We start from the raw sequence: 20,282 nt of genomic DNA, 5'->3' as shown, positions 1-20,282 counted from the left end.
ATCAAAGACAAACACCTGACCTTGGACAACCTGTTGGCCTGCATCCCCGAACTGGCTGACCTGTACTTCAACGTCACCGGGAAACCCCCAAAAAGCAGCCCTTATGAGATGAAATCCGCAAGCCCCATGGGCGGACCCAAATTCGGCAACCAGAGCCTGCCGGACCCACCAGAAGACCCTAATGCCGCAGACGCCTTCCCTCTGGGTCTGTGCTACCTGCTGACCTCCCCCTACCACCAGACCCTTGAAGACTGCAAGGCCATGCAAAACTACTTTCAGCCCCTGGACATCATCCAGCGCACCAACGACGGACCCGCCATCCGAGGCTATGTGCTGGGTGAAAGCGAAGAAGCATGCTTGGCCAGAATCCCCAGCCACCAATCCGCACTGGTGCCCCCCTCCTGGTTTGACGCCCCCTTTGGCGAAGTCAAGGACATGCTGGCCGTCCACTTCCTGCTCACCTACCACCTGAGCATCATCGTGCGTTACCGACCCAGCCTGTGGCGAGAAATCACCGAAGGGGAATACAACGATTACTTCTCGCTGATCCGCCAGTACCATCACGTGTTCAGTCGCGTGGTGCCGCAAATGGTCCTGGAGCGCCTGGAAGGCCGTCCCGTCAAACTGATTGCGCTGTTCAATGAAGTCCAGGTTCATTAAAGAAAGGGGCTATCAAAACCACATGACTGACCCGGAACACCCCCTGCCTTCCCTTGATGACCGCCTGAGGGATCAACATCGGATCCTGCAGCACCTCGCTGAACACACGGGCACCAGCAACCAGACCATGAAATCCAACTTCCAGATTGCCGAAGCACTCGGGCTGGATCCTGAAGGGGTGCGTTCCGCATTGATGGCCCTGGTTGAAAAAGGACATGTGAAGGTTCCAAGGAGCAATTATGGCGGGGTGGCGGCCCACATCACTGCCGCAGGACAGGATTTCATCCAGCATGGACCTGCACCAACCAGCCAGATGTTCATCACTCAGGTTCTGGGCAACGTCCATGCCTTGCAGCAAGGCTCCAACAACACCCTGCAGCAAATCACACCCCTGACCACCCAGGGCGCTGCCTTGCGGTTGCTTCTGGCCTTTCAGGATTCCCCTCCAGACGTGCGAAAGCAGGCCGGAGATCAGGTGCGGGACCTGCAGGAAGAACTCTCCTCACCCACCGCAAAGGCCTCTCGGATCCTGGCCAGCCTGACGGCCCTGCTCACCCTGTCCGGCAATGACCCTGAAGTGTGGAAGCGTGTGGCAGAAGTGGCCCGGCAGTGTGGAATTTCCTTCCCGGAGGTTCAGCATGGGCCTGGATGAGGTGTGGATGCTAAAGAAACAAAAACACCGCCGCCAGATCCTGTATTTCATCCATCTGGACTGCGAGGAGCACAACGGAGATGGCCTGAGTGTGGCCACACTGCGCAAAATCCTCCCTTTGAATGGTTTGGAAGTGGCCCAGGCGCTGAAATACCTGTACAGGGAAGGGCTGATCACCTCGAAGTCAGGCATCTTCCCGGGTCAGGGGCAACCCGAAGGGGACAAATACCGTATCACTCACGAGGGCATCAAAAAAATGGAGCAGCTCATTTTGCAACCCGATCAGGGCAATGAGCCCCTCACAGCCAGCGTGAACCACCAGTATTTTTATGGACAGACTTTCGTGCAGCAGGGGAACCACAACACCCTGAGCGTCACCCAGACCGAACCAAAACCAGAGGAGTTGAAACCATGAGCAATGCAGACAATCGAAAGAACATTGAACGCCGTGTGCTGGAATTTCTGAATGAGAACACCGACAGCAGCACCTCTGCAGCTGACACCGACGTGGCAGAGGCCCTGGAGTTGACGGTGGATGAAGTCAGAACGGCCTTCAAGAGCCTCAAGGAGCGCGGATACGTCAACACCAATGCCAGCGGCCTCGGCCATCCCAAAGCGCGCATCACTGCTGCTGGGAAAGACTTCCTCTCTGGGGAAACCCCTGCGGCTGGTGGGATGCATTTCCACAACACCATGAATGGTACGGTGCACCTGCAGCAAGGGAGCCATCAAACCATGTACGTCACCCACAACACTGGCCTTCAGGCTGCGGATGTCCTGAAACTCGTCCAGGGCCTGAAAGCCTCCCTGCATGAGGTGCCTGCTGAACACCGTGGGGAGGCCCAGGAGCAGATTGAGGAACTGGAAATCCTCTTTGGGTCCGAAAATCCTCGCCCCACTGCCATCAAGAATGTGGTGCGCAACCTGTTTGCGTTTGCAGTGGCTGGAACCGCCTTCTATGCGGACGTGGTGCAGATCGCTCAGGCCTATAACTTCCAGCTGCCTGGGATGTGAATGGGCATGTTTCCAAGCAAAACCCAGGTCGGGGAGCAGCAACGCAAACGCATGCTGGTGCTGGCCGACATCTACCAGCAAACCAAGGTTGCCAATCAGCAGGTGGCCTACGAAATTGGCATCCATCCTCCCTACAACCTCACCAGAAATGATGTGCTGAGGATGCTGGAGGACATGCAAGATACAGAAGTGGACAACGTGGATTTTCGTTTTCTGCAAGCCAAATTGACCCGCTGTGGGATCGATGAGCTGGAGAATTTTGTAATGGGAAACCAGTTTGCCCGGAACTTCATTCCCACGGTGGTGATCAACCACATCGCCGGAGATGGATACCTTCAACAAGGGAATGGGAACACCATGGAGGTGCACCAGAAGATGGGGCAGCCCTTTCCTGAGTGGTGGATTCAGCTTCAGGGTCTGCTGTCCAGGCACCCTGATGAAGCTCAGAAGCAACCGGTTACAGAAGCAGTCAGCACACTTGAGGAACTGCTGGGCATGGCAAGGCCAAAACACCACCTTTTGAAGGCTCAACTTCAGGAAGTGGTGAACACCAGCGATCCTGGCTCAGCACTTCACCAGCAGCTGCAGGCGTTTTATGAAGCATTCCAGGTGGGATTTCCGGAGTGATCGGCCTCACTGAGGAGGTGTTGTGGGAATCAACCTTGAGGACATCGAACGCAAGCAGAAGGAACGCCTGGCCATCCTGAGCTTCGTTTACGAGCAGACAGAGCTGAAGGACCGGGGTTCCGTTCTCAGAAAAGAGCTGGATGATTGCGCCTTTTTGCCTGACCATCAGCTGTCATATCAGCAGTTGACCCGGTGTTTGTTGTATTTGCAGGAGCAAAAATTGATCACGTTGCAAGGAACTGAATCCATGGTGCGTCTCACCCACATGGGAGTGAGTGAAGTTGAGACAGCCCTTCAGTTCCCTGGGTTCCGCACCCAGCATTTCATGGGCTCAGTCACGAATGTCTTTTACGGTTCGGCCTACCTTCAGCAGGGCACAAACCACACCCAGGCATTCAACACCACTCCAGGCATCCACAGCGTTCCTGAGACTTCAGAAGGAGCAGACAACCATGGGAAAAAATGAAGACCAACTGGCATTGCAGCACAAGGTTCTGGCCCACCTTGGGGAGCACACCGACACCCGTTTTGAAAGCACCCTTTCTGCGGAAGAGATTGCTGCTGCCCTGGGCTACAGCAAAGAGGAAGTCGAAGGGGCCATTGAGGCACTGGCATCGGATGGACTGGTGGACACCACGGGCAGCAGCTTTGATGGCCTGATGGCACACATCACCCGGCGTGGCCAGCAGCACCTCGCTCCGCCCGCCGCTGCGCAGGGTGGTCACCAGTTCGTCAACAATTTCAATGCAGCTGTGGGGAATGTGCAGTTTGGGGACCACAACACCATGACCATCCACCAGGGGGTGCAGGGTCAGGACCTGCCTGCTTTGCTGGCTTCCCTGAGGGGTGCCCTGCAGAATCTGCCGGACGGGAAACGGGAGAAGGCACTGGAGCAGGTGGCGGACATTGAAGAGGATATCCAGAGCGGGAAAGTGAAGCCTTCAAGGTTTCAGGCGGCTTTCAATGAAATCAAGGCACTCACTGAAGGAGCGAAGGGCATTCTGATGAACCTCATCGGCATTGCCCGGGTGGCTGGGGTTGAATTGCCGGAGGGCATGACAGATGGATCTGAGTGACCACATTTTGAAACGGCAAGCGGAGCGCTTGCTTTTGCTGGAGTACATCTACCAGCAGGTGGAAGTCAAAGGGGAGAAGGCCGTGGAAACCTGGACTTTCATGGAAAAGCATGCCATGGCTGCCCCTGACCTGATTCGGGCCGTGGAGTACCTGAAGGGAGAAAACCTGATCCGCAAAATGGGTGATCGGGGAGAGGGCTTCATGTTGGTCACCCTGAGTCACCTGGGTGTGGTGGAGATTGAGGCAGCGCACCGACGTCCCAAAGAAGGCACCCTGCATTTCTCCCCTCAGGTGGTGAACCATTTTTATGGTGAGGTGAAGATGCAGCAGGGCAACCAGAACACTTTGCTTGTTGATGAGCGCCCGAGGGGGAATGAGGATGAGTAATCCGGCAGACCTGAACTTAAGTGAACTGGAACGCAAACAGAAATTGCGTCTGGCTTTGCTGATGCACTTTTACGACCTGAAAGAAAAGCACCGGCAGCCTCCGGTGACCATCCATGCTGTATACCAGAAATTTCCTGAGACGGAACACAGGCCCATTTGTGATGCCCTGGAATACCTGGAGCATGAGGGGTTGCTGCTGCGCAAGGAACGACCCTCTCCCGAAACCTACTGCATCACCCATGAAGGGCTCAAGGAGGCGGAGCAGGCCATTGAGTTTCCCGATTTGAGGACGGTGCACTTCTCTCAGCGGGTGGTGAACATCTACATGAAGACGGTGTACTTACAGCAGGGCAACAACAATCAGCAGGTGATTCCTTCTCCTGCTGAAAACGACCCGAAACCTTGAGCGCCTGCGCTCTTCCTTTCAGGGGTGGATGAGCTGGGGTCTGTTTTGCACGGCTGCGATCTGCACGCCATCCACAGGGATTTCATTGCAGTCCCAGCCAGTCTTTGGCTTCGTGCAATCTTCCCAATTTCACCAGGGCTTGCCCTTTGAGGCCCCGGTACAGTGAACTGTTGGGGTGTTATTCCAGAATGTCCAGGGCCTGCTGGGGACACTCCAATTCCAGCAGCACCATGGCTTTGCGCATGGCCACCACGGTGCTCAGCTGGGGGTCATTGAGTTTGTCGAGTTCCCGGAGGAGGTTCTCCAGTTCGGGTTTGCTGGAGTTCTCGCCGAGCAGGCGGTCAAAGAGGTGGGCTTTTTGCACCATCACGTGCAGGTGCTTCCAGCTGCGGTAGACTTTGCCGCTGCTTTTGCTTTTGGCTTTCGGCAGGGGTTTGGTGGCCGCGATCTGCAGGAGGGCCGCCTTCAGTTCACGTTTGTGGTGCTCCACCAGGAACAGCAGGTCTTTGTGGGCTCCCGATTCGTCAATGTACACCCGCCAGTCGCTGATGGGGTCTGGTTCTGCGGATTTCAGGGTTTCCGGGCTTTCCCGGAGGGGTTTGATCAGCTGCTCGGTGGTCTGCCGGACATACAGGTACCCGTGCCATGCGGCTCCGAGGCGGTCCCCGATTTCCTCAAGTTGTGCCGTCTCATCGATGCTCAGGGGGCGCTGGATGCGCTCGGCGAGGCGGTCCATCAGGTGCTTGCGTTCCTGGGTGGCCTGGGTCTGGAATTCCACGGCATCTGCAGAGAAGGAACGTGTTTTCTGGAATTCGCGTTCTGCGAGGCGTTGCAACTCCAGAACACCAATGAAAACGGCGAAAATCATTTCAAGTGAATCTGCATTTTCTCTGGTCATGTTCTTCAGTGTAATGGTCCTCTTGCAGACCAGATTAGGGGTTGTCCCATTGTTAAAGGTGTTTTGGATAAACAGAGAAATATGGCGTCCTAGACAAATAATATCCCAACCGCTTTTCATTTTCCCTTTCGGCTTTATTTTTAGAAATACCGTGTGATAAAGCAAAATTCAGATTCTAAGACTGACAAAAACGTATGGGATTCTGGCGGTTTGATTGTGGCATGGGTTTTGACACAGGAGATATTTCAAGGAAAACTCGTGCCATACGTAAAATTCACTCGCAATGCAGAAAGTCTAAGTCTCTGAGTCGTCTTTTGACATCTGTTGACGCAGGCGAAACAGGGTGCGCTCTGATACCCCAAGCCCCTGGGCCACATCTTTGATGCGGTGCTCTGGATTGCTCAACAGTTCCAGTGCCATCTTCTGTTTCTCTGGACTCAGGCTGGGCTTGCGTCCCCCTTTACGACCTCTGGCCCGTGCTGCCTGCAACCCAGCATGGGTACGCTCACGAATCACTTCCCGCTCGAATTCCGCCAGGGCACCGAAAATGTGGAAGAACAGCAGACCATTGGCACTGTTGGTGTTGATGCCCTCAGTCAACACCAACAGATGAATTCCCCTGGCTTCCAGCAGTTTCACTGTTTCAATGAGGTTCTGCAAGCTCCGACCGAGTCGGTCGAGTTTCCAGACCACCAGGGTGTCCCCTTCACGCAAATAGTTCAGGGCTTCTCCCAGCCCTGGCCGGTCTGCCTTGGACCCGGTGAGGGTGTCCTTGAAGATCCGCCGACACCCCGCAGCTTTGAGGGCATCGATCTGGGAATCCAGGTTCTGGTCCCGGGTGGAGACCCGGGCGTAGCCAACCCTGGGGCCGGTGGGGGTTTTGCTGTCAGAACTCATGCCTCCAGTGTAGTTCAGCCGCTTGATTGTGGCATCTGATTTTGGCAGTCGTTCTACGAGGCTTTCGGGAAAGCGAATCCAGGGGTTGAGGACCTGCCACAAACGTTCGGACACTGTTGGCGAATTCGACCTGTTGCCCATCTGGCAGAACAAAAATTATGCCAGATGCAAACTGGGTTATGTCCCTGAAAACTCAAAGCATTCCCAGCATTCCGAAGGTCACCCGACAAGTCGCCCAGGCCGTCTTTCCTCAACCCGCTCCACCTATGCGTTTCCGAGATGCCTTTGAACCTTTTCTCGCCAGCATCGACTTCACAGAACTCTACCCCACCCGTGGCAAGCCCGCCCTCCCACCCTGGCGGCTCCTGTTGGTCACCATCTTGCAGTTCAGTGAAAACCTTACTGACCGGGAAGCGGCCCATGCTGCCAGGGCCAGAATCGATTGGAAATATGCCCTGTCCATGGACCTCACAGACCCCGGTTTCCACTACAGCGTGCTCAGTGAATTCCGGGATCGCCTTCTGCAACAGGAAAATCCTCTGACCTCCCTGGAAGGGCTTTTGCAATGTTGCAAAGACCAGGGCTTGCTGAAAACCCGAGGCAAACAACGCACCGACTCCACCCATATCCTGGCGTATCTGCGCGTCATGAACCGTTACGAGCTGGTGGCTGAGACCCTGCGCGCTGTGCTCAACACCCTGGCCACCCATTTCCCGGACTGGGTCAGGACCCATGTGCCCAACCACTGGTACGCCAAATATGCCCACCGCATCGAAAATTTCCGCCTGCCGAAAAAAGAAGGAGACAAAGCCGAATTCATCCGGATGGTTGGAATGGATGGTTATGTCATGCTTTGCGCTCTGGGCCAGGAAAGCGCCAGAGAAATTCTTCAGAGGGCCTTCCCAGAGGTGGAGACATTCAAATGCATCTGGAAACGGCATTTCAAGCTGACTGAGTATGGTGTGACCCTGGTCCCCAATGACGAATTGCCCCCCTCTCGTCAGGGTGTGGAGTCGCCTTACGAAAGTGAAGCCAAATACAGCACCAAACGAGGGAAAGAATGGGTCGGATACAAGGTGCATTTCACGGAATCCTGTGATGAAGACCTGCCCCATTTGATCGTGCACGTCGATACCACCACTGCTGAAGCACATGATGCTCCTCGGCTAGCGTTGATCCACCAGGCCCTGGAAAAGCAGGCATTGTTGCCTGCCCAACACTGGGTGGATGCCGGTTACATCAGTGCAAACCAGCTGTGTGAGTCTCAATCTCAGTACGGCATTCAATTGATCGGACCTCCCAGGGGCACCCGAGACTGGAAAAAAGGTCCTGAGGATCGATTTGATGTGAGGGACTTCACGGTACTCTGGGACGAAAAGAAAGTGATTTGCCCCAGTGGGGCCACCTCCACGTCGTGGATCCTTCGCAAAACAGACCTTTCTGATGCGGCCGTGCAGGTGAGTTTCAGAGAAGAAGAATGTGCAGGTTGTGCTCTGCGCAAGAAATGCACCACCGCAAAACGCGGGAGGCAACTCAAACTTCAACCTCGTGATCGTCTGGAAGCCTTGCAGCAGGCCCGAGATTTGCACAATTCTGAGGAAGGTAAAAAGCTCTACCAGTTGCGGGCAGGGGTGGAAAGTGTTTTTTCGCAAGGGGTCCGAGCTTTTGGGCTCCGGAAGAGCCGGTACCGAGGGCTAAAAAAAACCCACTTTCAGAACATTTTTATCGCCTTGGCCATCAACTACAGCCGACTGGGGAACTGGTTGGTGGGCGAAAGGCCCCAGCCCACCCGAATCTCAGCACTTGCCCGAATGCAACCCATCCGGGCAAAGAAAACTGCGCGCAGGGCAGAAACAGCGAACAGGTGTTGATCATCATTGGGGTTGAAAGCAATCCAATTGAACACATCTAAACTGGATACAAGTGAGATCACAAAAGATCAGCGGAATTTGGATGACTGGATTCTGTGATCACGAGGTATATTGTTCCAATGGTATAAATCTTAATCCAGTAATTTTATTTTCTTCAAGTTGTTTTACTAAATTCTGATGCACAAACACAGAAGGACCCAGCTCCTTTGCGAAAAACATCATGGGTTGTGAATCCATCACTTGAGCAGAGACTTCAAGTTTCTCTATCTTGGTCTGGTTGTTGATGGTATATATGATGGATCGCTCAACATCAATACCAGGGTCCTTGATTTCCAGTAAATGAAATACATAATATTTTACATCAAGAGGCATCTTGGAGTTTTTTCCCAGGACGGTAACCGGAAAGGATTCAAACTTGATATCATTTTCTTGAATAGTGTCAAGGAATTTCTGGCTGCATATTGGCATCATACCAGACGCACTTATGACATCATAACGGGGTGCTTTTTCCTCGATGGAGTAAATGAACTCTTTGGGTTTTCTTCTGAAGGGCTCGCCGAGCCACCAAGCAGGACTACATTTTTTGAAAATGTAGTCCTCTGGTATAGCGCGAATCAACCTGCCCTTATAGGTCTTTAAGGTGCTCCTCATGACAAAATACATTTATTCTCCACTTTTGATATCTTTACAGACTTGAGAAGTGATCAGCGGTGGCGCATGGGTACTCGGAAACAGAAAGGGTGCTCCATTTCAGGGTGCCAAGTGGTGTTTCCCAGTATAACAGGTGGTCGAAACGCGGGGGAATTCGCCAACAGTGTCCGTTCGATAATGGCAGGGCCAGTTACATCAGGTTCCCCGAAGGTGCATAAGAGGCTTACTCTTGTGACCCCAGCGCATTTTCCTATGAGATTGAGTTGAAACTGAAATGAAACTGTGAAACATTAAAATTGTATGAATTTTTATCTCAGGAATCGTAAGCGCACCCCGGTGACTTCAGACACCACCCGAAGAAGCCTCGGGCTCACCTTCGCCCTCCTCTACCTGATCCAGCAATTCCTTCCGATGGCTGCCGCCGCCCCCAGCCTCTACGCCCGGCCCGGAGCAGGGGTCAGTGACCTCCCCATCGAAGTCCTCGCCTTCAACACCCCCGGCTTCGGAGAAGTCAGTGACGCCATCAACCTCGCCACCGGAAATGTGTACGTCGACACCGGTAGTTTAGGGCGAAACAACATCCTCGACCCCAGCAAAGACAAAGACGAAAAAAAACAACACACCCTGGCAGGGAGCAACTGGAACCTGCAAAGCAAACTCAGACTCGCCGGATACAACGGCATCCCCGGCAGCACACAGCTCAAAGGCCCCTGGTTCATCTACTCCGGGGACGGCAGTGGAACCCGTTACAACCTCAAAAGCAACCTGAACCTCACGGACCCCAATTTGCCCAGCTGGTTGCAGCGTTACGCCAGCAAAACTGTGTTCAAAGTCACCCCCGCCACAGGCAGCACCCCAGAAAGCACCAACTACACCGACGCTCAGGTGGCGATTTACGCCAGTGAAAGCACCCCCGGCATTCAGGTCCCCGAGCAGTACCTGGTCTTCGTGAAAACCTGGATTGCCTCCCGCAGCACCCATGAGTGGGTGGCGCACCTGTACGACCACAGTGGGAACCGCAGCACCTTCTTTGAAGACGGCGAGCATGTCGACTTCAAACAGAACCTCTCCCAGCAGTACCGCAGTGCCCTGAACAACGACCCCGAAGGCATCGGGGCATCCCCGAAAACCCAGATTGAGTACAACAAAGACGTCAACTTGAACACGCCAGGGTTGATCAGCAAAGTGAAAGACGAGTGGGGTCGGGTCACCACCTTCGTGTGGAAAAGGTACCAGAACCTCAGCACCCAACCTCCGGTGCTGCTGGCCATCAACGAACTGCTGCAGGACCCCAGTGATGCGAACAGTTGGACCCGACAGACCCGTTTTGCGTACGACATTCCCGGGGCGGTGTCGAGCCTGGTGGTGAAGCAGGTGATGTACATCGCCCAGAATGGACGGGAGAACCCTGATCCTGCTGTGGTGAACAGCACCTGCGGAAATCCCACGGACAGCACCTACAACTTCCGGGACCCCTGCACCACCGACACCTTCGAGAACGGGACCAGTACGGCGGGCGGGTACATGGCCCGCACCTTTAACTTTGCTTACAAAGTCGCTCAGGGTCACGTGCTGCTCACCGAACTCAAGAAGCCCATCCTGCGCACCACTGGCTCTGCAGCAACCAGCAGCCTGACGTACACCTACACCTACAACGAGAGCAGCAACCCCCCCCAGAGTCAAGGCGTTTACCAGCAACGCTGGAGAAAGCCTGACCTACACCTACCGGGATGCCAGTGGCACCCCACTCACGGATGCTGCACCCATCCCCACCACAGGCTTCGGGATTGAAGTGAAAGACGGCACCGACAAAACCGAACGGTACCAGTTTGACAAGAACAGCCAGCTGGTCGAGCGGGAAGTGGAGGTGGTGGACCCGGTCAACGGGAATTCCACCACACCCTTGAAGTGGACGTACCAGTACTACCTCAATGGCTTCACCGCCGGGATGATTGAACCCAGTGGGAAGAGCACGCATTACGGGTACGACTCAAAAGGGAATTTGACGGGTGAGACGGTGTACCGCACGCCGAAAGTGAACACTGGTGCCACCAGCAACCTGCCGATCAATGTGGATTTGAATGTCTCCAGTGGGCAGACCGTTGCGGAGACGGGAACGCTGACGGTGACGGGGACGAGCACTGACGAGTACGGGGGTGGACTGGCGTGGACGGTCAAGGGGGCCACGGTCCATTCCAGCAGCCACAGTCAGGTGGTGGTGAAAGGCTTCAGTGACCAGGCTTTGCTGGAAGTCACCGGAACCAGCCGGACAGATGGAGGGACGTACGACAGGTTGGTGGTGAAACTGACCTACGCTTACACCACCAACAACGTCAAGTACTACACGGTGACCATTGAGTCGGAAACACCAGTGGTGTCCGGGGAGAAGTTAACGAGCGGCATGAATCCAGCGTTGCTGTCGGACTGGCAGACCCGCACCAGGACAACATTCAATCGGGACAACCTGCCCGTCACCAGCACCATTGCCGGGTACAACGACACCACTTACGGGTACAGTGCCCAGTTGAGCCAGTATACCCATGATCACTACACCCAGGAGAACACCCCTTATCACCTGAAATCCCAGACGGTGATTCAGTGTTTGACCTCGAATCCTGAGGCTGCATCACCTTCCTGTGATGCCAGTGAAGCCAGTGCAACACCTCAGTACACCAAGAGTACTTTTGATCCTGAGGGCCGCCTGATCAGTCAGGAGGTGGGTGCGGGTGGTCCGGTGGCACAGGTGAAAACCCAGACGCAATTCACGTACTTCAACCCCGGCGTGACCTGGAAACAGATGTACACCAGTGAGCAGGGAGTGGAAGGCACCGCCCAATCGGCAACAGGCACCATCCGGCAGTACCAGGATCAGGTGTGGTACGTCAAAGACGGCAACGCCACCACCCGTTACCAGTATGACGCGCTGGGTCAGGTGGTTTACGCGCTGAAAGCTGGACCAGATGGACTCAGTGACCGCAGGTACCTGGTGGCAGGGATCAATGCCAGCAACAAAGACAATCCCACCTACCACCAGATGTTGACGTATTCGCTTTTTAATGGTTTCGGTCAACCCACGTACAGCCGGGTGATTCAGCTGGATGGCAGCACCGTGGTGATTCCCGTTTTGCAGCGCAGTGTGCAGGTGTATGGCGCTTCAGGGGAACTGCTGTCTTCCTGGGAAGGGCAGAAAGAGAACACCACCCAGTACACCTACACCAACAACTTCGGACCTTCCTTCGGGCAGGTCATTCAGGTCAAATGGGGCGAGGGGGATGGCAGCACCGTAACAACCACCCGCAAGACCACCGATTACCTGTACGATCCCTATGGTCGCATCCAACAGCAAACGGTGGATGGGTTCATCACGCAGTATGGGTACAACAGCCTGGATCAATTGGTGAGTGAGAAGTGGTTTCTGGACCCGAACAGCACCAGTGGGACTTTTGGGGAGAAGAAAACCCGGTACCACATCACCGGGCAACCGGATCAGGTCACTGAGGTGGTGAATGGGGAGCGCCCAGTGGGGGGGAGTGTTTCGGACACGGTGGTCACCCGCATGGAGGTGAACAAACTGGGGCAGGTGACGCAGGTGACGGCTCCAGATGGAGGGGTGGTGCTGAGCACGTACGATGGTCGGGGGCAAGTGGTGCGCACGATTGACCGTCGTTTGACGATGAACAGTGGGGACGATGATGCGCAGAGCACGTACTTCAAGTACGACTCCACCGGGAAACTGCTCAGGGTCCTGAAGCCCATTTTGCGCAAGAACGCTGGGAGTGCGTATCAGGATTTGCGTCGTCCTTATGTGCAGTACAGTTATGATGCGTTTGGCCGCAAAGTGACCGAGCAGGAGTACATCGGGAATCGAACTGCACCTGTGTCATCGGCTGAGTTCTACTCAGGTAGCTTTGTGTTCAGTTCGGTGGCAGAGGATTTCAAAACCACCCAGTATGAGTACAACAATCAAGATCAGGTCACCCGGGTGACAAATCCCCGAGGGTATGCCACCACGATGGAATATGACCCTGCAGGGAATGACTGGAAAACAGAACAAGAAGTCTACAAAGGCGATGATGCAGGAGCAAATTATGCCTATCCTTCCCAAAAGTGGAGGACAATCTACCAGAGTTTCGATGCTTTAGGTCGGGTGTACCAGACCTTTGATGGGCTGGGATACGAGCGTCGCAAAACCTATAACATGTTGGGAAGTGTCACTGCAGAGATCGAACCCGCACCTACAGCAGCTGGAACACTGATGGTGCGGAAAGTCTTCACTTACACCAGGTCAGGTTTGTTGGAGTCCATTCTTGAACCCAGTGTAGCAGAAGGTGCACAGTTGCCAGTGATTCCTGCGAACATGGCCACATCCTTGTGGGAAAGCAACGAGACATCTGTTCCTCATCTGATAAAGACAGAATACAGACGTTATGGCAACCGGGCGTATCCAGACATCATCAGCAAGGCATACCTGGATAACGCTGCAGGAACCTCCAATGCCGTATCCACCACTTACACTTATGGACGAGACGGTCAGCTTCTGACCGAGGCAGTGAATGCAAGTGGCTCCGTTCCTTCTACAGCTTTGACCAGTTCTTTCTATGATTCCCGTGGTTTGTTGATCTACCGGAAACACTGGGACAATTATGTGGAAATCAACTCTTATGACCGGATGGGGCAGAAAACCAGAGATGGTTCGGTTTTCCCTGCCTTTGACCTGCAATACGATTTGATGGGCAACGAAACCCAGAGGACCGTCAAAAGGGAGCAGTTTACCAACTTACCTCAACCGAATGTGCCAGCTTCTCTCGAAACCATCACACAGACCACCAAGTTCCAATACAACAGTCTTGATTTGCCCATTCGGATGGAGGGTGGACCAGGAGAGTCGCATTGGTATGGTTACCGTTCTGATGGGATGAAAACCTATGAAACCAATGGGGTTTTCAATGGAAGCCTCAATTCTTCTTACAGTTGGTCTTCGTTGACCGCAGGAATGACTGCAGGAAGCGTCAAGTACTTGACTCTGGATTCTTTGGGGCAAGTCATCCAGGAAAGATTGGACTCGGAATACACCCGACAGTACTTCTATGATGGACTGGGCAGACGGATCAGGGAGATTTTCAATACTGTCACACCCAATGACACTTCTGTTTACATCACTTCAAATCAAACCAAAGATTTTCTTTTTGATCTCAACGGCAACTTGATTAAAATCAATGACATCGATTATTCATTTTACCCTTCTAACCATCTATGGGACGAAGAGACTGATCCTACGCATACGCATGCAACTTACAATTACCGAGGTTTGGACACAACCAAGCATTCGTATTACCAGGATGGAAAAATTAAGACTTCGGGCACAAAAATTCATGAGTACGACCGTCTTGGTCGCAGTACCAGGGATGGAAATGTAAAAATCTCTTATACCAGCAACTCTCTCTATAATGTTAGGGAATTTACTCTTTATCTTCCGGAATCCACGGAGAAAGAAAAAACCATTGTGGAGTTCTATGATTTTAATCGTCAGCTATCCCGGAAGGATACTGATTCAAATAGAATATATGATAATTCGGCTGCGAATACATATAATTATACCAATGAAAGATATGATCACAATATCATATTTTCTGATTCATGTTATGGTGATTACGATCATTGCAATCCAGCGCCTTGTGCAGATACCAAGTTCTGCGCTTTGGATCAATATGCATCGCATAGCTACAGAACCATATTGTCAATCAAAGAGAGTGCTACATCCACAGTCACATACAGCTATCATCATAAAGGGGCGGAGCCTCCAAAGCTGGAATCAATTAACCGGGATACTTTAGATGATGAAGGAAATATTGTCAAAACAGAATATACGGACAAAGAGGTAAACTATTATAACGATTATGATAAGTCTTTTCAGCGTACATATAGATTGACCCCAAGCGGAAAAAGAATAGGCATGTCGCTTGCTGGATATACCCATGAGTTCAGTTATGACTATCGAGAGACCCAGAATTACTCAGGTATATATTCTTCATTGTGTTCTACGGCGCGTTCAATAGTGTTTTCTAAAAAATACAATCCAGATGGGGTGGTGAGCAAGGTGATCTATCAGTATTCAAACACGCGCGAAGAACCTAATGGCAATGATTATTGTAGTGTGGATGGGGCATATGATTTTTCTTACGATTATTTTGGCAATCAAACTGAGGGGATCTTTCAGACCACCAAGACTTATAGAAACAATGACGATGGAGTGGTTTCCAGTGGAACCCTTACAGCCATTGATCGCCATCAAAACACTTACCTTCACGGTGAACTGATTCAATCGGTGACAGAAAAACTCTTGGGGAAAACTCCGGAAGCAAACTCCAAGTGGATGCCAGGCCCTGAGCGAACATCCATCGTCACCCGTGACCTTTCATGGTCGGGGCTGGAAACCTCCCTGGTTCAAAATCTCATTTCTCCTTTTCAAATCACAAGCACCCCAACAGAGTTCCAGGCCCCAACACCGAGCAGCAGTGTGGGACTGGGAGCCAGCAGTGTGGATGCCCCAGAAGGCTTCGGGAATCCCTTCGGTGTCTCAACGGTGCTTCCCCCCAGTGATGTGCAGGTCACCCAGAACAACACCGGAGTCACTGGTTTCAGCAACCCCCTCCCAACCCCCGATCAACTCCAGAACAACACCGAAACCCAGACCGAACCCCTCGACCCCAGTGAATTCGGTCCTCCCGTTCCCCTCACTGATGCCAACCCCAATGGGATGGGAGCCTCTGGGGTGTCAGACAGCAACGACCTGACGACTTCCACTCATCTTGGGGTCGGTCAGGCCACCTTGCCCGTTCCTGAACTGAACCCCAACCTGTCAGGAAACACGGGAAGCACTGGGGTGGTGGCACCGGACAGTGAACTCAACCCCAACATTGGCGGGACCAACGGTAATACTGGTGGATACAGTGGGACCGGATCAGGAGTAATTAGCCCAGAGCATCTTGGAGTTGAAATGCTGACTCCCGTAACATCTTTTAGTAGCACATCTGTCTCTCAAGCAACCTCTTGTGGAGACCAAGGCACTGCCTCAAATCTTGAATCAAAAGTTGCTCTCGAAAAGGAAAATATTAAGAAGGAACTGGGAGAAAAAGAGGTTTGCGGATACATAGAATCTTCTGTTTATCATGAAATAGACAAATGGTTCTTCTGGGACTCTGGCGATAAAATTGTCCTTAAGCAAAAAATCCTTTTCATTGATGAATATCTTAAGAGTATGGGGAGATCACCCCAAGAACGACTGGACTTCTTTAAAGGTTTACAAATGGGAATGGCTTCTAGAGACCGTGAAGGCATGCGTCAGGGGGTGAATGATGCTTATCGGCTTGCCTTAAAAGGCAGTGTTGCCTATTCGCAAGGAAGGCCTGAGGAAGCCCAGACCTTAGGCAGAGCAATGACAGAATCCATGAGGGCTGCAACTGAAGCAGCGGATGCCAACACCGCTTATGGAATGGCTTTAGCGGATGCTGGCTTGACCATGTTGGGAGCTGTTAATGGCTATGCCGCAGCTCGCGGCCTCGTGGGATTAATTGGAAAATATGGGTTTAAAGGAGCACTTACTACTCTAAAGACCACTGTGAAAACGAATTGGAGTGCTTTCCTGCGTGAAACAGGAGAAAACTGTTTCAGACGTGCATCTCTTCATTCTTTTGACGGCAATACACCAGTATGGACAAAGTATGGATTGGCCGCCATCGCTACCCTGACCATTGGCACTCCCGTGCTGGCGTTCAATGAAAAGACCAGGGAGCAGGGGTACTACCCGATTACCCAGGTGTTTGAAAACCACGATCCCCAAATCACTGGACTGGTGATTGAGAACCCTGAGACGAAAGCATTGGAATACCTGACCACCACCCCTGAACACCCCTTCTACGTCACGGAGCGTTCAGACGGTGAACCCAGACCCAAACCTGAGGGCCATCCAGACCTGAGCGACAAGTGGGTCGGGGCGGGGCACCTGAAAGTTGGGGACAAACTCAAGCAGGCCGATGGCACGCTGGGTGAAGTCCGGTACGTCAATACCATCCAGGAAGCCCGCACCATGTACAATCTGGAGGTTGAGGAAGCCCACACCTTCTTCGTCGGCACCCAGGGCTGGTTGGTGCATAACTGCATTGCCCAGTCACGCATCAATTTGGCGAAGGGTCCCACGCGCTTTACTCCAATTCGGAATTCTGGTAATCCAATATCGGCTGGATGGGATCATGTTGTTAGCGGACACTTTAACCGACCTGTTTCTAATAGCAGATCTGTCTTCACAATCACTGAAGATGAACTGAAAGCTGTCCTTACATCTAAGCAAGTAGTACAATCTCCTATAACTGCTGATGCAACAGTTGCAGGACAGTTTATTAGAGAAGTCGATGTCGGGTTCAATATTGGTCTTACAACTCTTAAAGATGGAGGAGTTGCTACCAGCAGAATGAGAATCTTCACGGACAGCAAAGGCAATCTCATCACGGCCTTCCCAATCAAGTAGGTGACTATGAAACCAATCAATAGCTTTGTGCTACTACTCAAAGAGTTCTTGGATCACTATAGAGAAAGAACTCTGCGGGTTATGATTTCGCAGTGGCTTGACGCACATCGCAAGAGCCTTAACGGAGGAGAGCCTTATTTGACTTCTGTGCTAAAGCTGGCTGAGATAGGTATCTCTGATATATTCTTATCTCCACCTACTGCGGAATTACTTGACGAAGTAAGACGATTTGTCGAGGTTCCACCAAGTAACATCAAGTCCCTACTGATGCGGATTCGCGATATCTTATGGATGGATATTGCTACAGAAGGCAATATTCTCGTAGATGGTGCCGAGGTATCAGGATACTTCCTCTGGGATTCGCAAGAGAATTGTCTAGTACTGGAGAGCATGGATGGCAGATTGTTCCAGATGAATGGTCATTTGTATGAGAACAAGCAGAATAGGATCTTACTACCAGCCAGCAAATATCAAATACTAGAGGCTACCAAGCGTACTTAGACTTAAGGCCCTCCGATCTCGGAGGGCTTCTTCCTTTGCCCACAGCCAAAGCCCCAGCCGACCTCCAGTCGATGGCGTTTCCAGCTGTAGGACGAAGTTCAGCCGACCAGTGGTGCGGTTCTGCAGAAACTTCTGGTACATGGCGGGTGCCTGATTTGCTGAGGATGCCTCGGAATCGGAGATTCTCGGCATAAGCGAGAAACACGGGGCACAGTCTTTCAAATGATGCCCAACTTTACCAATTCTCTTGGCTCATACACGGGAATCCCCAGTTTGTCGGACAACCTCAGCAGGTGTTTATCCTTGCTGACGATTCCATCCGCATCTGAGGTCATCAGCAAGTCCAGCAGGTACCAGTCTTTCGGGTCAGGACACGAGGGCCAGTCATAATGCTCCAGGTGCACTACCACTTCTGCCACCCGGTATAACTCCACCGCCAGTCCAAAGGCATCTGAAGGGGTAATTCCTCCGCCCAGAGCCAAGACCGCTGGGTAGGTCAACACCTGCCGGAGTTCCATGAAATGCTGCTCGGATAGCACCAGCATTACCTCGAATTGCTGGGCTGCCTGGTACAAGTCAAAGGAAGGTCCTTTGGTACTGGTAAGCCCACTGAGCAGCACATTGATGTCTGGGATCAGTCGGGGAACTTCAGGCACTCAGCTGGCCTGCTTCCGGGCTTTCAGGCGACCCGCAAAACGCTTCTCCAACTCCGCTTTGGTGGGCTCTGGTTTCCGATCTCTGGTCTGTTCGGCTGGGGACTGACTTCTGGCCCACTGCACCGCCTGTGCAATCAGCGTTTCCTGCTGTTCTTCGGTCAGGGTGCTGAAGGCTTCCTGCAGGCGTTCCAGCGCAGAAGGAGCTTTCAGGGTGCTCTGTCCCAGTTTCTCTTCTACTGCTGCAGAGGGAATCCGGTAACGGGGTCTGCCCTGAGGGGTAGTACCGATTCTGACGGCTTCCAGATCCCCTTCTTTGATTTGCCTGCGAACAGTGTCATCGCTGACGTGGAGCATTCTGGCGGCTTCCTGCACGGTCAGCAGGGCCATGGGTTCATGTCGGGTGTAGGTCATGACAGACCTCCTTTCACAACATTTTACATCAAAACACGCAAAAACCGCAAAACACGCAAAAATGCTGATGTGCTGAACCTGTCCCACCGGGACAGAAACGGAGACATTCATGTCAAAGCGTGGGAACGGCACCGGCAGCATTCAGCAACGTGGTAGCAAGTACGTGGTCATCCTCACTCTGGGGAAAGATGAACTGGGCAAGCAGAAACGGACCAGCAAGCGATTTCCCACACTCGAACAGGCCCAGCGATACCTGGAAGAACAAACCACTCCACCAGCGAGTGGAGAGGCAACCACAGGAAACGAGGCCATCCCTGCCATCAATCTGCAAACCTGTGTCCTGGATTATCTGGAGGAATGGTTGCGCCTCAGGCAGCCTCACATCAAGATCAAAACCCACCAAGAGTATCACCGCATCATTGACCTACATTTGAAATCTTCACTTCTGGCAGATGTAACCCTGGGAAATTTGACTCCACTGCATCTGGAACGCCTGCTGCTCAGTGAAATTACGGCTGGCAAGACCGTCAAGCATGCCCGGTGTGTGCTGCGCACCCTCAAAGCAGCCTTCAATCAGGCGGTGGACTGGAATCTTCTGAGCTTCAATCCTATCTTGAGGGTGAAAGCTCCCCGAGTCCCTCACCAGAAAATGCAAGTCTGGACCGCTGACGAAGTCCGTACTTTTCTGGACTGCTGCAAAGTAGAAAAACCACGTCTATACGCCCTGTTTTATCTGGCTCTTACCACAGGCCTCAGGCGAGGTGAGCTGCTGGGTTTGCACTGGCAGGAGGTGGATCTGGACAGGCAGGAATTGCAGGTGAAGTTCAGTCTGGTGCAGTGTGGAGCCAGAGCCGTGCTGGGTGATCCCAAGACACAGGCCAGCCACCGAAGGATCACTTTGTCAGCTGATACCGTGCAGGTGCTGAAAAGTCACCTTGTTTTGCAAAAACAGGAAGAAAAGCACTGGAAAGACCTGCTGCTGGAGGAAGAAAGTCTGCTGTTTCCTTCGACCCGAGGAGGTTTCCAGCTGCCTTCCAACCTGATCAAGGT

At 52.8% G+C, this 20,282-nt stretch carries 19 protein-coding genes; 14 read left to right on the top strand and 5 right to left on the bottom strand.

Features of this window, described 5'->3' with window-relative positions; all coding sequences use genetic code 11:
• The 9 genes from DC3_RS27660 to DC3_RS27620 form a co-directional block, all read left to right on the top strand.
• On the top strand, positions 1-660 hold a 660-nt coding region (locus DC3_RS27660; RefSeq protein WP_222594844.1), incomplete at its 5' end, for a YaaC family protein.
• Between the two features lie 22 nt (positions 661-682).
• Positions 683-1,312, top strand: a complete 630-nt coding sequence (locus tag DC3_RS27655; protein WP_146891643.1) for a winged helix-turn-helix domain-containing protein — start codon at positions 683-685, stop codon at positions 1,310-1,312.
• 7 nt (positions 1,313-1,319) lie between these two features.
• The gene (locus DC3_RS27650; RefSeq protein WP_146891640.1) at positions 1,320-1,727 is read left to right on the top strand and encodes a hypothetical protein; all 408 of its coding nucleotides are present in this window, start codon (positions 1,320-1,322) and stop codon (positions 1,725-1,727) included.
• Positions 1,724-2,326 carry a hypothetical protein gene (locus tag DC3_RS27645; RefSeq protein ID WP_146891637.1) on the top strand — a complete coding sequence of 201 codons (603 nt, stop codon included), beginning with the start codon at positions 1,724-1,726 and terminating at the stop codon, positions 2,324-2,326. The genes DC3_RS27650 and DC3_RS27645 overlap by 4 nt, the downstream gene beginning before the upstream one ends.
• Before the next feature lie 6 nt (positions 2,327-2,332).
• Positions 2,333-2,953: a hypothetical protein gene (locus DC3_RS27640; protein ID WP_146891634.1), complete on the top strand. Its 621-nt coding sequence runs from the start codon at positions 2,333-2,335 to the stop codon at positions 2,951-2,953.
• A gap of 22 nt (positions 2,954-2,975) precedes the next feature.
• The gene (locus DC3_RS27635; protein ID WP_146891631.1) at positions 2,976-3,419 is read left to right on the top strand and encodes a hypothetical protein; all 444 of its coding nucleotides are present in this window, start codon (positions 2,976-2,978) and stop codon (positions 3,417-3,419) included.
• Positions 3,406-4,029 carry a hypothetical protein gene (locus DC3_RS27630; RefSeq protein WP_146891627.1) on the top strand — a complete coding sequence of 208 codons (624 nt, stop codon included), beginning with the start codon at positions 3,406-3,408 and terminating at the stop codon, positions 4,027-4,029. The genes DC3_RS27635 and DC3_RS27630 overlap by 14 nt, the downstream gene beginning before the upstream one ends.
• Positions 4,016-4,417, top strand: a complete 402-nt coding sequence (locus tag DC3_RS27625) for a hypothetical protein (protein ID WP_146891624.1) — start codon at positions 4,016-4,018, stop codon at positions 4,415-4,417. Before DC3_RS27630 ends, DC3_RS27625 begins: the two co-directional genes overlap by 14 nt.
• Positions 4,410-4,823 (top strand): hypothetical protein, encoded by a 414-nt coding sequence (locus DC3_RS27620; RefSeq protein ID WP_146891620.1) that lies wholly within the window; start codon positions 4,410-4,412, stop codon positions 4,821-4,823. Before DC3_RS27625 ends, DC3_RS27620 begins: the two co-directional genes overlap by 8 nt.
• Before the next feature lie 178 nt (positions 4,824-5,001).
• On the opposite strand, the gene DC3_RS27615 is transcribed toward DC3_RS27620, so the two are convergent.
• Both DC3_RS27615 and DC3_RS27610 read right to left on the bottom strand, forming a co-directional pair.
• Positions 5,002-5,721, bottom strand: coding sequence for a hypothetical protein (locus DC3_RS27615; RefSeq protein ID WP_146891617.1), 720 nt, complete (start codon positions 5,719-5,721; stop codon positions 5,002-5,004).
• A 294-nt stretch (positions 5,722-6,015) separates the two neighbouring features.
• A complete protein-coding gene (locus DC3_RS27610) occupies positions 6,016-6,618 on the bottom strand; it encodes a recombinase family protein (RefSeq protein WP_146891614.1) in 603 nt (200 codons plus the stop codon).
• Between the two features lie 179 nt (positions 6,619-6,797).
• Here DC3_RS27610 and DC3_RS27605 point away from each other — a divergent pair, with 179 nt between their 5' ends.
• Positions 6,798-8,489, top strand: a complete 1,692-nt coding sequence (locus DC3_RS27605) for an IS1182 family transposase (RefSeq protein ID WP_186816310.1) — start codon at positions 6,798-6,800, stop codon at positions 8,487-8,489.
• A gap of 99 nt (positions 8,490-8,588) precedes the next feature.
• Here the strand turns inward: DC3_RS27605 and DC3_RS27600 are convergent, their stop codons facing one another.
• A complete protein-coding gene (locus DC3_RS27600; RefSeq protein WP_146891608.1) occupies positions 8,589-9,152 on the bottom strand; it encodes an Imm43 family immunity protein in 564 nt (187 codons plus the stop codon).
• Between the two features lie 288 nt (positions 9,153-9,440).
• On the opposite strand from DC3_RS27600, the gene DC3_RS27595 reads away from it, so the two are divergent.
• From DC3_RS27595 to DC3_RS27585, 3 genes are read left to right on the top strand one after another with little or no spacing between them, the layout of a single operon-like run.
• Positions 9,441-10,931, top strand: coding sequence for a hypothetical protein (locus DC3_RS27595; RefSeq protein ID WP_146891605.1), 1,491 nt, complete (start codon positions 9,441-9,443; stop codon positions 10,929-10,931).
• Position 10,932: 1 nt separating this feature from the next.
• Positions 10,933-17,664 carry a polymorphic toxin-type HINT domain-containing protein gene (locus DC3_RS27590; RefSeq protein WP_146891602.1) on the top strand — a complete coding sequence of 2,244 codons (6,732 nt, stop codon included), beginning with the start codon at positions 10,933-10,935 and terminating at the stop codon, positions 17,662-17,664.
• 6 nt (positions 17,665-17,670) lie between these two features.
• Positions 17,671-18,165 carry a hypothetical protein gene (locus DC3_RS27585; protein WP_146891599.1) on the top strand — a complete coding sequence of 165 codons (495 nt, stop codon included), beginning with the start codon at positions 17,671-17,673 and terminating at the stop codon, positions 18,163-18,165.
• Between the two features lie 218 nt (positions 18,166-18,383).
• Here the strand turns inward: DC3_RS27585 and DC3_RS27580 are convergent, their stop codons facing one another.
• Positions 18,384-18,821 carry a putative toxin-antitoxin system toxin component, PIN family gene (locus DC3_RS27580; RefSeq protein ID WP_146891596.1) on the bottom strand — a complete coding sequence of 146 codons (438 nt, stop codon included), beginning with the start codon at positions 18,819-18,821 and terminating at the stop codon, positions 18,384-18,386.
• Complete coding sequence (locus DC3_RS27575) at positions 18,822-19,232, bottom strand: helix-turn-helix domain-containing protein (protein ID WP_186816309.1); 411 nt, start codon at positions 19,230-19,232, stop codon at positions 18,822-18,824.
• Between the two features lie 109 nt (positions 19,233-19,341).
• Here DC3_RS27575 and DC3_RS27570 point away from each other — a divergent pair.
• Positions 19,342-20,282, top strand: a 941-nt coding sequence (locus DC3_RS27570; RefSeq protein WP_146891593.1) for a tyrosine-type recombinase/integrase, incomplete at its 3' end; no start/stop codon positions are given.

This window comes from Deinococcus cellulosilyticus NBRC 106333 = KACC 11606 (genome assembly GCF_007990775.1).
In the GTDB taxonomy this organism is placed as follows: domain Bacteria; phylum Deinococcota; class Deinococci; order Deinococcales; family Deinococcaceae; genus Deinococcus_C; species Deinococcus_C cellulosilyticus.
This window is presented reverse-complemented; position numbering and strand designations above follow the sequence as displayed.

Coding starts and splice junctions, on each gene's coding strand:
- DC3_RS27630 (WP_146891627.1), top strand. CDS start 3,406: ATGGGAAAAAATGAAGACCAACTGGCATTGCAGCACAAGGTTCTGGCC.
- DC3_RS27595 (WP_146891605.1), top strand. CDS start 9,441: ATGAATTTTTATCTCAGGAATCGTAAGCGCACCCCGGTGACTTCAGAC.
- DC3_RS27605 (WP_186816310.1), top strand. CDS start 6,798: ATGTCCCTGAAAACTCAAAGCATTCCCAGCATTCCGAAGGTCACCCGA.
- DC3_RS27640 (WP_146891634.1), top strand. CDS start 2,333: ATGTTTCCAAGCAAAACCCAGGTCGGGGAGCAGCAACGCAAACGCATG.
- DC3_RS27575 (WP_186816309.1), bottom strand. CDS start 19,232: ATGACCTACACCCGACATGAACCCATGGCCCTGCTGACCGTGCAGGAA.
- DC3_RS27650 (WP_146891640.1), top strand. CDS start 1,320: ATGCTAAAGAAACAAAAACACCGCCGCCAGATCCTGTATTTCATCCAT.
- DC3_RS27645 (WP_146891637.1), top strand. CDS start 1,724: ATGAGCAATGCAGACAATCGAAAGAACATTGAACGCCGTGTGCTGGAA.
- DC3_RS27615 (WP_146891617.1), bottom strand. CDS start 5,721: ATGACCAGAGAAAATGCAGATTCACTTGAAATGATTTTCGCCGTTTTC.
- DC3_RS27620 (WP_146891620.1), top strand. CDS start 4,410: ATGAGTAATCCGGCAGACCTGAACTTAAGTGAACTGGAACGCAAACAG.
- DC3_RS27585 (WP_146891599.1), top strand. CDS start 17,671: ATGAAACCAATCAATAGCTTTGTGCTACTACTCAAAGAGTTCTTGGAT.
- DC3_RS27625 (WP_146891624.1), top strand. CDS start 4,016: ATGGATCTGAGTGACCACATTTTGAAACGGCAAGCGGAGCGCTTGCTT.
- DC3_RS27600 (WP_146891608.1), bottom strand. CDS start 9,152: ATGTATTTTGTCATGAGGAGCACCTTAAAGACCTATAAGGGCAGGTTG.
- DC3_RS27655 (WP_146891643.1), top strand. CDS start 683: ATGACTGACCCGGAACACCCCCTGCCTTCCCTTGATGACCGCCTGAGG.
- DC3_RS27610 (WP_146891614.1), bottom strand. CDS start 6,618: ATGAGTTCTGACAGCAAAACCCCCACCGGCCCCAGGGTTGGCTACGCC.